Origin of the sequence: Streptomyces sp. NRRL B-24085, from assembly GCF_001282115.1 — a bacterium.
Taxonomy (GTDB): Bacteria; Actinomycetota; Actinomycetes; order Streptomycetales; family Streptomycetaceae; genus Streptomyces.
Genome location: NZ_LJBR01000448.1, coordinates 1 through 12,114 on the forward strand (window position 1 = coordinate 1; position 12,114 = coordinate 12,114).

A 12,114-nucleotide genomic window follows, 5' to 3' on the forward strand; every position below is an offset into this window, starting at 1 on the left:
CGCCGCGACCCCCGCGTCGAACATCCCGGCCGAACTCCTCGACGCCCCGGGGGCGGCCGGGGTGGCCGTGGCGGTGGTGCCCCAGACGACGAGCAGTCTGCGCAGCTGTTCGCCGAGTTCGACACGGCGGCGGTCGATGCTGCCGACCACCTTGCCGCTGTGCGCCGCGCAGGCGCGCAGGCACTCGTCCAGCTCCCCTCCACGCGCGCGTGCACGCCTCTTCTGGACCGTCGTCATGGCACTCCTGTTGTTTTCTTGCCGAAGCAAAGGCAAGTTCATGGGTTTACTGCGACGTGGGGGGATTCTGGGCGAACTTAGGAAGCCAAAACGACATGCAGGTGAACTCACCGGTACCAGAAGGCCAATCGTTGGTCCGGCGAGTAAGACATCGCCGCGATTCGGACTAACGTGCTGGGGCGCATCCACAGGAGTGACTTAGGCTCTTCAGAGCTTGCGAAGGGGATTTCCGTGACCAGCATGACCGTCCGGCCGGCACCCGAGCTGCCCCGGCGGCCGGAAGGGCCACTGCCCGCCCCGCGCCCCCGCGAGACCCGGCTGCGAGCCCTGGACGGACTGCGGCTGGTGGCCGCCCTGATGGTGGCCGCTTACCACTACGGCGGCCGCGGCGGCGAGATCACCCAGTCCTGGGGAAGTTCCGCACAACGCCAGTTCCCGACGCTGCACACGTATTTCTCCTACGGCTGCCTCGGCGTCCAGGTCTTTTTCGTGATCAGCGGATTCGTGATCTGCATGAGCGGCTGGGGCCGGCCCCTGAAATCGTTCTTCGCCTCCCGGGCGTCCCGGCTGCTGCCCGCCTATTGGGTGGCCGTGCTGCTGGTCACGGCGGTGTTCGCGTTGCCGGCGGTCGCCTACAAGGCGCTGTCGCCCAGCGACGTCCTGGTGAACATGACGATGCTTCAGATGCCGCTGGGCGTCGACCGGGTGCTCGGCGTCTGCTGGACGCTGTGGGCGGAGGTCCGCTTCTACGCGCTGTTCGCGCTGTGCGTGGTCCTGCCCGGGGCCTCCCGGCGCCGGGTGATCATGTTCTGCGCCGGCTGGACGCTGGCGGCCGCTCTCACCCAGGCCGCGCACCAGCCGCTGCTCGACGTGGTGTTCATGCCCGAGTACGCGTCCTTCTTCATCGGCGGTGTCGGCCTCTACCTCGTCCACCTCGACCGGCGGGACGTGTACGCGTGGGGCATCGTGGCGGTCAGCTTCCTGATCGGGCAGCACTACGCGGTGAAGTCCCTGTGGAACGTGTCCGACCCGAACGCCTTCGCCCACCGCACCTCGCTGGGCATCGTGATGGTCGTCGCCTTCGGGTTCGTCGCGGTCGCGGCGATCGCGCTGGGCTGGCTGCGGTGGGCCGACTGGCGCTGGCTGACGGTGGCCGGGGCGCTGACGTACCCCTTCTATCTGGTGCACGAGCACCTGGGCTGGGTGGTCATCCGCGCCCTGCACCGCCATCTGGGCCTTCCGGCGTCGGTGACCTTCGCACTGACGATCGCCTCGATGCTGGCGCTGGCCTGGCTCCTGAACCGACTCGTCGAGAAACCGCTGACCCCACGACTGCGGACCGCGCTGAACAAGGCGCGGTGACAGGGGCCTTGCCGGAGCACTAGGTGTGGGACAGCCACACGGCGATCACGATGCCCATCGTGACGAGCAGCGAGAAAGTGATCCACGCCAGCGACAGACCGTCCACTTTCACTTCGCTGTCCGGGTTTTCCTCCTGTTCCAGAATCTCGGAGGCGACCCTCTTCCGCACCGGAAGGATCACGACGAGGAACATGAGCAGAACGGAGCTGTACAGGTACAGGGTGACGGAGGCCGAGTAGCTGTTCGCCACGGCGTACATCAGCAGGACCGCCCCCAGAACGAGAGGGATGAAGGAGACGCTCCGTTTCCCTTTCGGTGTCGGCATGGCCCATCGCATCAGGGCGATGTGCGCCGGAGTGACGACGGCGGCCATGAGAGCCCAGGCGTAGGTGGGCAGATGCAGAAACATGTACGGCATCCCTTCCAGGGTTCACTTGATCAGCGCAGATGCGCGTGCCGGGCTCCGTGACACCGGGGCGATCCGCCGGACCGGCACTAGAGCCCGTACCGCGCCTCGATCCCCGCCAGCACCACCGCCAGCCCTTCCTCGTACCCCCGCTCGAAGTCCTGGAAGATCTCCGCGCCCGCCGCCGCCGACAGCGGGAAACCGGCCATCATGCGGGCGCGTTCGGCCACGTCGAAGCCCTCCCGGCGCTCGCCGGGCAGGGGCACCACGCCCTGTTCCTCGGTGACGAAACCCAGGGTGTAGAGGTACGACGTCGACATGGCCCGGACCGCCTGGGAGAGGGTGAATCCGGCGGCGGTGCACAGGCGCAGGGTCTCCTCCATCTGTTCGACGTGGACCAGGCCCGTGAAGCGTGAGCCGCTGTAGACCTTGGCGCCGTCGCGGTAGCCGAGCAGGGCGGTGCGCAGTGCGCGGTTGGACTTGAGGAGCCGTTCGCGCCAGGTGTCGGACGGGTCGAGGTCGGTCCCGGCGACCATCCGCCGGTACATCTCCGTCGCCATCTCGTCCAGCAGCGCCTGCTTGTCCTTGAAGTGCCAGTACAGGGCCGGGGCCTTGACGTCGAGTTCCCTGGCGATGGCACGCAGGGTGAGGCCGTCGAGGCCCACCTCGTTCAGGAGCTTCAGGGCGGTGGCGGCGACCCGGGCGCGGTCGAGGGGCGGGCGTTTCTCCGTACTCACGCTTGACAGCTTAACAGCGTTAAGGGCAACCTCGGAGCCGACAGCACTTAACAGCGTTAAGGGGAATGCTCATGAACACGGACGTACTGATCGTCGGCGCCGGGCCGACGGGGCTCGCCCTCGGGATCGACCTCGCCCGGCGGGGTGTGGACGCGCTGGTCGTGGAGAAGGCGGACCGGCTGTTCCCGGGCTCGCGCGGCAAGGGCCTCCAGCCGCGCACCATGGAGGTCTTCGACGACCTCGGCGTGCTCGACGCGATCCTCTCGGTGGGCGGGACCTACCCGGTCGGCATGGTCTGGCAGGACGGCGAGCGGGCCGGCGAGCACCACATGTTCGAGCCGGCCGAGCCCACGGAGGACTCGCCCTACAACGCCCCCTGGATGGTGCCGCAGTGGCGCACCCAGGAGGTGCTGTTCGCACGGCTGCGGGAGCTCGGCGGGCAGGTGGCCTTCGGCCGGGAGGTCGTGGGGATCGAGCAGGACGCCGACGGGGTGACCGCGCGCTTCGCGGCGGGGGCCGACGTCCGGGCCCGGTACGTGGTCGCCGCCGACGGCGGGCGCTCGGTCGTGCGCCGGACCCTCGGCGTCGGCATGACGGGCGAGACGGTCGACCCCAACCCGCTGCTCGTCGCGGACGTCCGGATCACCGGCCTGGACCGGGACAACTGGCACATCTTCCCGCCCCGCGGCGATGCCGGATACCTCTCGGTCTGCCCTCTCGCCGGCACGGAGGACTTCCAGGTCGTGGCCCAGTTCCCGGAGGGCACCCGGGTGGACCTGTCCCCGGACGCCGTCCGCGAGGTCGTCGCGGCCCGCTCCCACCTCGCCCCCGAGTCGGTGACCGAGGTCCGCTGGGCCTCCGACTTCCGGCCCCGCGCGGCCCTCGCGGACCGCTTCCGCTCGGGCCGGGTCTTCCTCGCCGGCGACGCGGCGCACGTGCACTCCCCCGCGGGCGGCCAGGGCCTGAACACGAGCGTCCAGGACGCCTACAACCTGGGCTGGAAGCTGGGAGCGGTGCTGCGCGGCGGTGCCCCGGCCGATCTCCTGGACACCTACGAGGAGGAGCGCCGCCCCATCGCCGCGCAGATGCTCGGCCTCTCGACCGGCGTGCACCGGGGCGAGGTCCGCCGGGGCGAGGCCACCCGCCAACTCGGCCTGGGCTACCGGGACTCGTCCCTCACGGAGGAGACCCGCACGGCACCGGGCGGGCTCCGTGCGGGCGACCGCGCACCCGACGGGAAACTGTCGGGCGTACGGCTCTTCGACGCGTTCCGCGGCCCGCACTGGACGCTGGTGGCGGTCGGGGTCGAGGCACCGCGGCTGCCGGCGCCGGTGCGCGTGGTCACCGGCGACGAGCAGCCGTACTACGGGAAGGGGCTGTTCCTGGTGCGTCCGGACGGCTATGTGGGCTGGGCCGGTGAGGACGCCGGGAAGCTGACGGCCTACGTCGGCCGGGGGATCACGCGCTAGCGAGCGACAGCTTCACGGCGAACCCGAGGAACAGCGCCCCCGCCGCCGAGGTCGCCCCCGCGGACAACCGCCGGCGCCTGCGGAACGCGGCCGCCAGCCTCGTCCCGCCGAAGATCAGCGCCGTGAGGTACAGGAAGCTGGCCGCCTGCGCGAACGCCCCGAGGACGACGAAGGACAGCGCCGGGTACGCGTAGCCGGGGTCCACGAACTGCACGAAGAAGGCGACGAAGAACAGGATCGCCTTGGGGTTGAACAGGCTGATCACGAGGGCCCTGCGGTACGGCCGCTCACCCGGGCCGGCGTCGGAGGCCGCCTCCGCCTCGGCCACGGGCGACCGCCGCGACCGCCAGGTGCCCCACGCGGCCCGCAGCATCCCCACCGCGAGCCAGGTCAGATACCCGGCGCCCGCGTACTTCACGATCCCGAACAGCACGGCGTTGGCCTGGAGCAGGGAGGCGACCCCGGCGGCGGACAGGGTCATCAGCACGGCGTCCCCGCACCACACCCCGGCCGCGGCGGTGTATCCGGCCCGCACTCCCCGCCGCGCGGCGACGGAGACGACGTACAGCGAGTTGGGTCCGGGCAGCAGGACGATCAGGACGAGGCCCGCCAGATAGGTGGGGAGGTCGATGACACCGAACATGGGGACGAGTGTCGCACTCAGAACGCGTCCGAGGGAACGTAGGTCCCCCACACCTCGCGCAGGGCGTCGCACACCTCGCCCAGCGTCGCCCGGGCCCGCAGCGCGTCCTTCATCGGGTACAGGACGTTGTCCTCGCCCTCGGCCGCCTTCTTCAGGGCGTCCAGGGCCGTGGCCACCGCCGCCCGGTCCCGCTCGGCGCGGAGCTTCGCGAGGCGTTCGGCCTGCCGGGCCTCGATGGCGGGGTCGACGCGCAGCGGCTCGTACGGATCCTCCTCGTCGAGCCGGAAGCGGTTGACGCCCACCACGACCCGTTCGCCGGCGTCGGTCTCCCGGGCGATGCGGTAGGCGTTGCGCTCGATCTCGTTCTTCTGGAAGCCGTGCTCGATCGCGGCGACCGCGCCACCGAGGTCCTCGACCTTGCGCATCAGGTCCAGCGCGGCCGCCTCGACGTCGTCGGTCATGCTCTCGACCGCGTAGGAGCCGGCGAAGGGGTCGACCGTCGCCGTCACGTCGGTCTCGTGGGCCAGCACCTGCTGGGTGCGCAGCGCCAGCCGGGCCGACTTGTCGGTGGGCAGGGCGATGGCCTCGTCGAAGGAGTTGGTGTGCAGCGACTGGGTGCCGCCGAGGACCGCGGCCAGGCCCTGGACGGCGACCCGGACGAGGTTGAGCTCCGGCTGCTGGGCCGTGAGCTGCACGCCGGCCGTCTGCGTGTGGAAGCGGAGCATCAGCGACCTGGGGTTCCGCGCGCCGAACTCCTCCCGCATCACCTTCGCCCAGATCCGCCTGGCCGCACGGAACTTGGCGACCTCCTCCAGGATGGTCGTCCGCGCGACGAAGAAGAACGACAGGCGCGGGGCGAACTCGTCGACGTCCATGCCGGCCGCGACCGCGGTGCGGACGTACTCGATGCCGTCGGCGAGGGTGAAGGCGATCTCCTGCGCGGGCGAGGCACCCGCCTCGGCCATGTGGTAGCCGGAGATCGAGATCGTGTTCCACCGGGGCATCTCGGCCCCGCAGTACCTGAAGATGTCCGCGGTCAGCCGCAGGGAGGGCTTGGGCGGGAAGATGTACGTGCCGCGCGCGATGTACTCCTTGAGCACGTCGTTCTGGATCGTGCCGGTCAGCCGGTCCGCTCCGACCCCCTGCTCCTCGGCGACCAGTTGGTACAGCAGGAGCAGCAGCGCGGCCGGCGCGTTGATCGTCATCGACGTGGACACCTGGTCGAGCGGGATCCCGTCGAACAGCACCCGCATGTCGTCGATCGAGTCGATCGCCACACCGACCTTGCCGACCTCGCCGTGGGCGATCGGGGCGTCGGAGTCGTGGCCCATCTGGGTGGGCAGGTCGAAGGCGACGGACAGGCCCGTGGTGCCGTGTGCGATGAGCTGCCGGTAGCGGGCGTTGGACTCCGTCGCCGTGCCGAAACCGGCGTACTGGCGCATCGTCCAGGGGCGGCCCGTGTACATCGACGGGTACACGCCGCGAGTGAAGGGGTACCCGCCCGGCTCGCCGAGCTTCTCCTCGGGGGTCCAGCCCCGAAGGGCCTCCGGGCCGTAGACGGGTGCGATGGGCAGTCCGGACTCCGACTCACGCGTCATGCCCACCACCGTATTGCGGTCGCGGGCGAAGCGCCGCCGGGTCGTTCGCGACCGGCCGTCCGGGGGGAGACATGTCAGGGACGCCGGTGAGACGACAGGGGGTCCGGATGCGTAGTACGGGCATGGGGAGATCGTTCGCGGCGCTGCTGGTGTTGGCACTGGCCTGCGGCTGCACGGTGCAGACCGCCGACGGGGACGGCAAGCGGGGACTGCCGGTGCGGATCGAGGTCCCGGAGCACAGCACACCGCCGGCGGACGACGACCCGAAACCGACCGCGACACCGTCCGCGCCGTCCGCCGCGCCCGCCGTGCTGTGGTCGCGCGGCGACTCCGGGCGGGACGTACGGGAGTTGCAGGCGCGGCTGCGCCAGGTCGCCTGGCTGTTCGACGGGCCGACGGGGTCGTACGACGACCTCACCGAGCGGGCGGTGAAGGGGTTCCAGGGCAAGCGCGGGCTGCCGCGGACCGGGAGGACCGACACGGTCACCTGGAAGCGGCTGAAGGCCATGACGCGCGAGCCGGGCAAGTGGGAGCTGTACCTGATGGGCGGCCAGCCGGCCGACGCGCCGGACGCGCGCTGTCTGACCGGGCGGGTGCTGTGCATCAGCAAGTCGAGCCGGACCCTGCGCTGGATGGTCGACGGACGGACGGTCATGACCGTGCCGGTCCGCTTCGGCTCGGTGGGCACACCGACCCGTGAGGGCGTGTTCAGCGTCTACTGGAAGTCACGGCACCATGTGTCGACGCTCTACGACTCCCCGATGCCCTACGCCATGTTCTTCAGCGGCGGCCAGGCGGTGCACTACTCGGCCGACTTCGCGGCCCACGGCTACGCGGGCGGCTCCCACGGCTGTGTCAACGTGCGCGACGAGGCGGCGATCGCGGACCTGTTCGCCCAGGTGCGGAACGGCGACAAGGTCGTCGTCCACTGGTGAGTTCCGCGAGGAGGGGTGAGGGGCGCGGACGGGACCGGGGGAACGTGTCCCGCCCGCGCCAGGTGCACGAGCCGTAGGTACGGGGGGAACCCCGGCTCTGTGCGACGGCCGATGACCAGTCGGCTCACTCAGTACTGCGCTACGGCGGCCGAAAACGTCACACCCACCGCGACCGACATCGCGGTGGGCGAGAAAAACGCAGGTCAGCGCGGTGGGAAGCGGTCACAGTGCGCTGTACGAGGGGCTCGGCGCCGGGTCCGGTGACATCGTTGCCCCGGGTGGGGCGATCGGAGCGCCGGAGGCGGTGCCGCCGTCGGGGCCGTGGTGGTTCTTGCGGGGGGACGTGAACTGGTTGCCGTTCCCGCCGTTCCCGTTGCCCCGGCCGTGGCCCGCGCCGTGGCCGTCCTTGTCGTGGTCCCCGTGCTCGCCCTTGCCCTCGCCCTTGCCGTCGCTCTTCGCGTCGCCCTTGTGGCCGTCGGGGGCGGACTGGGCGTCGCCGCCCTGCGAGCCGGTGCCGGACAGCACCCCCTGGCAGTACTTCCACACCTGCGAGGCACCGCCCGCCGCACCCTCCAGGGAGTGCTTGCGGGACGGGTCGAGCTTCTTGCCCGCGCGCACGTCCCGGCAGGCCGACGCGGCTCCGTTCCAGTCGCCGCGGGACCGGCCTCCCAGTCCCTCGGACCCCTTGCCGGGCGTCGCGCCGGTGCCGCCGCGTGCCGTGTCCCGGGAACCGGACCCACCGGAGGGGGTGCCTTCCGGTGAGGGCGCGACTTCGGGGGCCGAAGCCGGCGGGGAGCCGAGCGGGCGGTCCGGGGTTGAGGCGGCCGACACCGTCGCCGCGGGTTCCGGTTCGCCGTTCCCGAAGTGCGGCAGGACGCCGATTCCGGCCGCGGCGGCCACTCCGCCCGCCATGCCGACGGCCAGGACGGCCGCCAGTCCGAGGTGCGCGGGACGCCGCCGGCGGGCACGACGGGCCCCCGCGTCGGGGACGCCGATCCGTACCAGACCGGCGTCGGCGGAACCCGTCCCGGCCCGGTGCCGGCCCCGGTCGGAGGGGCCCACCGAGTCCTGCGCACGATCCTCGCGATCCGCGCGCACCTTGCGGAACGCGGCGAGGGCGGCCTCCTCACCAGGGAGTCCGCCGCTGGTCGGCGCGGGTTCGACGGTCAGTGCGTCCAGCGTCCTGGCGAGCCGTTCGGCCCGGTCGCGGTCGGCCTCGTCGACAGCTTCCAGTGACTCGCCGCGCAGCAACCGCTCCGCTGTCTCGAGGTCCAGCCACTCGTAGCTCTCGTCGGCCATCACATGTCCTTCTGCGTCCGCGGACGCGTATGCGTCACACTCGCGGACGTCACCGCACGGTCCTGCGGTTCTCGCTGCGGGGGCAGGGCATCGAGCGCGCCGGCCGATTCCGGATCCTCGCCGAGGAGCTCCGCGAGCCGTTTCAGACCCCGGTGCGCGGCCGTCCGTACCGCGCCGGGGCGCTTGCCCAGGGTCTCGGCGGCGGTCTTGGCGTCCAGGCCCACCACCACGCGCAGCACCACGGCCTCGGCCTGGTCCTGGGGCAGCCGGGCGATGAGAGAGAGGGTGGTGCCGGTGGCCAGCGCCTCGATGGCCTCGCCCGCGGTGTCCGACTGGGCGGGCTTCCCGGTCAGCTCGGTCTCGTCGCCCCCGATGGCGGGACGGCGGCCGCGCATCCGGATGTGGTCGAGGGCCCGGTTGCGCGCTATCCGGGCGGCCCAGCCGCGGAAACGGTCCGCGTCCCCGTCGAAACGGTCCAGGTCACGGGCTATCTGGAGCCAGGCCTCGGAGGCCACGTCCTCGGCGTCCGGATCACCGACCAGTGTGCGGACGTATCCGAGCAGCCGCGGGTGCACCGCGCGGTACACAGTCCGGAACGCGGTCTCGTCCCCGTCCTGTGCCGCAAGCACCGCGGCAGTCAACTCCGCGTCGTCCCCCAGCACCCGTGAATCCTCAATACGTGGTCGCGATCGATGGTCGCCGCTTCGAGCCGTCGAGGGGTTGTGGTGATCGTTCGAGAGTCGCGTTGATCATTCAACTTCCGCGCCCGGCGCGAAAGGCACGTTACGACCTGAAACCGCTGCTCGTCCATGTCCGTACAAAATGCAACTAGCTCGTGATCCGGAGCTGGTCCGGCGGGGTGTGACAGAAACCGCACTCATGACGCTGAAGGAAGTACGGGCCGCCGCGCGGCCCGTGCCGCGCGACGGCCGGGGCCTCTCCTGTGGGGGGTGGCGGCCCCGGCCGTTGCCTCGGCCGCGCCGGGTCACTGCTTTTTGGACTTGTTCTCGTCCGCGTTCGACCGGCCGCTCGTCCGGTCCTGCTGCTTCCCCGGCTGCGCACCGCCCGCGTTCCCCGCGTTGCCCCCGCTGTTCGCGTTGCCCTGGCCGTCGGCGTTCCCCGTGTCCTTCGCGTCGGTCGTCGCCGTCAGCGCGGCGCAGTAAGCGCTCACCTGCGCCTCGCCGCCGGCCGCCGTCACGAGCCGCCGGAACGCCGTGGCGTCCAGGGCCTCGCCCCGGCCGTGGAGCTTCTCGTAGGCACGGCAGTGCGTAAGGGTGTCCTTCGCGGCGGGCGGTCGCGCGGCAGGGGCGGACGCGGACGGCCGCACGCCGCTGTGCGACCCGGCCGACGTGCCCGCCGAGACGCTCGGGCGCACGTCCCTGCCCCCCGCCGCGCCCTGGTCCACGCCGCTCCCCACCGAGCCGATCGCCGCGTAGGCGACCCCGCCGAGGGTCAGGCTCCCGAGGAGGACACCGACCGTCGCCCTCAGCGCATGCGCGCGGCGCCGCGAGCGGGGCCGCCAGTCGTCCCGCCGGCGCGTCCGGGCCCGGTGCGCCCCGGCGTCCCGCGCCGCCCGGAACGCGGCCACGGCCCGCCGCTCCGCCTCGTCCTCGGGCTTCTCCCCGCGCAGGGCCGCCGCGAGCAGCGCTTCCAGGGGGCTGCCGGTGTACGGGGACTCGCGGTCGTACGACTGCTGCCGCCCGCGGACGGTCTCCGCCGGGCGCGCATGCCGGCGGCCGGGTGCGTCGCCGCTCCGCTCGTCACCCATGCCGTGTCCGTCCCTGTCCGCCGTGGCGCCCTCACCTGTCATGTCGACTCCCCCAGCGTCCGGGGGCCGTCATCCGTCACACTCTCGACGCCCAGTTGCAGCGCCAGCCGCTTCAGCCCCCGGTAGGCCGCGGTGCGCACGGCACCGGGGCGCTTGCCCAGGACGCGGGCGGCCGCGGGACCGTCCAGACCGACCACCACCCGCAGCAGCACCGCCTCGGCCTGGTCGCGCGGCAGCCCCCGGACCAGGTCCAGGGCGTACTCGGTGGAGAGGGTCTCCAGCGCCTGGTCGTGGGTGCTGTGCGGGCCCGGCAGGTCCAGCATGTCCTGCTCCAGCGCCGCCGACCGGGGCCGCACCTTCTGCCGGCGCAGATGGTCCAGGGCCCGGTGCCGGGCGATGGTCGCGGTCCAGCCGCGGAACCCCGCCCCGTCCCCCCTGAACCGGCCCAGGTCCCGGGCGATCTCCAGCCAGGCGTCCGACGCCACGTCCTCCGCGTCCTCCCCGACCAGTCCGCGCAGGTACCCGAGCAGTCCGGGCTGCACCAACCGGTAGGCGACCGCGAATGCTGCCTCGTCGCCCTCCTGGGCCCGCGCGACGGCCGTGCCCAGTTCCCCGTCGTACGCCTGCACGCGGCGGGGTTCCCCTCCCTGGCCCAAGAACTTTCCCGTCCGTACCGGTTCGTGGCGATTCCGCACCCTCCGGCGTGGTCGCCCTTGCCCATGTCCCCCACGGTCAACAGCGCCGGACCTGACAGAAGTGTCACAGCGGGTCGCTCCTCACCGGCCGTCCCGACCTCGGCACCTGTGACACCTGGCGCTCCTCGTACGCTGTGCAAGTGCCACCTGTGAGACAGGTGGTGTTTCTGTGACCGGATTCAAGGTCTGTGACCAAATTCAGGGGTGGGGTAGTGAGTCGTCGTAAAAGCCGTGCGTACAGACCGCTGAGCATGAAGCGGCGGGCGTGGCTGACGCTCGGTGCGGTGGTTCTGGGAGGCGGCGGCATCGCGACCTACGCCGTCGCCAGCCCGTCGACCGACGCCGCGGGGGGTTTGCAGCCCAAGCGGCCGGTGAAGGTCTACAACCTCGCGCTGAAGGCTCCCGAGACCGGCGAGCGCGAGCTGCCGCGCACCGAGACCAAGCAGTTCTCGCTGCTCGGCATCTCCTGGACGGGGGCGACCAAGCGGCTCGACGGCAAGGCGCAGGTACGCACCCGGAGCATCGACACCGGCGTGTGGACGTCCTGGCAGGACCTGGAGACGAACGCGGACCCGGTGGAGGACGCCGACGAGCGGGCCGGGGCACGCGGCGCGTCCGAACCGCTGTGGGTGGGCCCCTCGGACGGTGTCGAGGTCCAGGTCGTCCACGAGGACGGCACCACCAGCGCCGGACTGCCCTCGGGTCTCAAGGTCAACCTGGTCGACCCGGGCATCGCGACCGCCGCGGAGCAGCGGGACGCGGGCGACGACAAGGACCCGGCGGCGTACGCCGAGGACGTGACGCCGAGCCCGACCCCGACCGACACGGCCACCTCCACCGCCTCCCCGACGGCGACGGCGACGGCGACGCCGACACCCACGCCGACCCCGACCGCCACCACCCCCACCGCGCCCCCGTCGACGGTCCCCGAACCGCCGATCGTCTCCCGCGCCGGCTGGGGTGCC

The 12,114-nt window shown here is 71.9% G+C and carries 11 protein-coding genes and 2 pseudogenes; 4 read left to right on the plus strand and 9 right to left on the minus strand.

Features of this window, described 5'->3' with window-relative positions; genetic code table 11:
- Positions 1-237: pseudogene (locus AOJ26_RS36190) on the minus strand (hypothetical protein); the annotation flags it as partial.
- A 240-nt stretch (positions 238-477) separates the two neighbouring features.
- On the opposite strand from AOJ26_RS36190, the gene AOJ26_RS36195 reads away from it, so the two are divergent.
- Positions 478-1,599, plus strand: coding sequence for an acyltransferase family protein (locus tag AOJ26_RS36195; protein ID WP_053852604.1), 1,122 nt, complete (start codon positions 478-480; stop codon positions 1,597-1,599).
- A gap of 19 nt (positions 1,600-1,618) precedes the next feature.
- On the opposite strand, the gene AOJ26_RS36200 is transcribed toward AOJ26_RS36195, so the two are convergent.
- Entirely contained in the window at positions 1,619-2,008 is a 390-nt protein-coding gene (locus tag AOJ26_RS36200) for a hypothetical protein (RefSeq protein WP_159044473.1), read from the minus strand.
- A gap of 86 nt (positions 2,009-2,094) precedes the next feature.
- Positions 2,095-2,742: a TetR/AcrR family transcriptional regulator C-terminal domain-containing protein gene (locus AOJ26_RS36205; protein WP_053852595.1), complete on the minus strand. Its 648-nt coding sequence runs from the start codon at positions 2,740-2,742 to the stop codon at positions 2,095-2,097.
- Between the two features lie 71 nt (positions 2,743-2,813).
- Here AOJ26_RS36205 and AOJ26_RS36210 point away from each other — a divergent pair, with 71 nt between their 5' ends.
- Positions 2,814-4,211, plus strand: a complete 1,398-nt coding sequence (locus tag AOJ26_RS36210) for an FAD-dependent oxidoreductase (protein WP_053852596.1) — start codon at positions 2,814-2,816, stop codon at positions 4,209-4,211.
- Here the strand turns inward: AOJ26_RS36210 and leuE are convergent.
- Both leuE and AOJ26_RS36220 read right to left on the minus strand, forming a co-directional pair.
- Positions 4,201-4,854 (minus strand): leucine efflux protein LeuE, encoded by a 654-nt coding sequence (gene leuE / locus AOJ26_RS36215; protein ID WP_053852597.1) that lies wholly within the window; start codon positions 4,852-4,854, stop codon positions 4,201-4,203. The genes AOJ26_RS36210 and leuE overlap by 11 nt on opposite strands.
- Positions 4,855-4,871: 17 nt before the next feature.
- Positions 4,872-6,452 carry an acyl-CoA mutase large subunit family protein gene (locus AOJ26_RS36220; RefSeq protein ID WP_053852598.1) on the minus strand — a complete coding sequence of 527 codons (1,581 nt, stop codon included), beginning with the start codon at positions 6,450-6,452 and terminating at the stop codon, positions 4,872-4,874.
- Positions 6,453-6,574: 122 nt separating this feature from the next.
- Between AOJ26_RS36220 and AOJ26_RS36225 the strand changes: the two genes are divergently transcribed.
- Positions 6,575-7,387, plus strand: coding sequence for a L,D-transpeptidase family protein (locus AOJ26_RS36225; protein ID WP_053852599.1), 813 nt, complete (start codon positions 6,575-6,577; stop codon positions 7,385-7,387).
- A 222-nt stretch (positions 7,388-7,609) separates the two neighbouring features.
- Here the strand turns inward: AOJ26_RS36225 and AOJ26_RS36230 are convergent, their stop codons facing one another.
- The 4 genes from AOJ26_RS36230 to AOJ26_RS36245 form a co-directional block, all read right to left on the minus strand.
- Positions 7,610-8,686 (minus strand): hypothetical protein, encoded by a 1,077-nt coding sequence (locus tag AOJ26_RS36230; RefSeq protein ID WP_053852600.1) that lies wholly within the window; start codon positions 8,684-8,686, stop codon positions 7,610-7,612.
- Entirely contained in the window at positions 8,686-9,348 is a 663-nt protein-coding gene (locus tag AOJ26_RS36235) for an RNA polymerase sigma factor (RefSeq protein WP_053852601.1), read from the minus strand. The genes AOJ26_RS36230 and AOJ26_RS36235 overlap by 1 nt, the downstream gene beginning before the upstream one ends.
- A gap of 323 nt (positions 9,349-9,671) precedes the next feature.
- Positions 9,672-10,496 (minus strand): hypothetical protein, encoded by an 825-nt coding sequence (locus tag AOJ26_RS36240; RefSeq protein WP_053852602.1) that lies wholly within the window; start codon positions 10,494-10,496, stop codon positions 9,672-9,674.
- A complete protein-coding gene (locus AOJ26_RS36245) occupies positions 10,493-11,110 on the minus strand; it encodes an RNA polymerase sigma factor (protein ID WP_053852603.1) in 618 nt (205 codons plus the stop codon). The genes AOJ26_RS36240 and AOJ26_RS36245 overlap by 4 nt, the downstream gene beginning before the upstream one ends.
- 290 nt (positions 11,111-11,400) lie before the next feature.
- Here AOJ26_RS36245 and AOJ26_RS36250 point away from each other — a divergent pair.
- Positions 11,401-12,114, plus strand: a pseudogene (locus tag AOJ26_RS36250) (N-acetylmuramoyl-L-alanine amidase); the annotation flags it as partial.

Coding starts and splice junctions, on each gene's coding strand:
- AOJ26_RS36240 (WP_053852602.1), bottom strand. CDS start 10,496: ATGACAGGTGAGGGCGCCACGGCGGACAGGGACGGACACGGCATGGGT.
- AOJ26_RS36230 (WP_053852600.1), bottom strand. CDS start 8,686: ATGGCCGACGAGAGCTACGAGTGGCTGGACCTCGAGACAGCGGAGCGG.
- leuE (WP_053852597.1), bottom strand. CDS start 4,854: ATGTTCGGTGTCATCGACCTCCCCACCTATCTGGCGGGCCTCGTCCTG.
- AOJ26_RS36210 (WP_053852596.1), top strand. CDS start 2,814: ATGAACACGGACGTACTGATCGTCGGCGCCGGGCCGACGGGGCTCGCC.
- AOJ26_RS36225 (WP_053852599.1), top strand. CDS start 6,575: ATGGGGAGATCGTTCGCGGCGCTGCTGGTGTTGGCACTGGCCTGCGGC.
- AOJ26_RS36195 (WP_053852604.1), top strand. CDS start 478: ATGACCGTCCGGCCGGCACCCGAGCTGCCCCGGCGGCCGGAAGGGCCA.
- AOJ26_RS36200 (WP_159044473.1), bottom strand. CDS start 2,008: ATGTTTCTGCATCTGCCCACCTACGCCTGGGCTCTCATGGCCGCCGTC.
- AOJ26_RS36220 (WP_053852598.1), bottom strand. CDS start 6,452: ATGACGCGTGAGTCGGAGTCCGGACTGCCCATCGCACCCGTCTACGGC.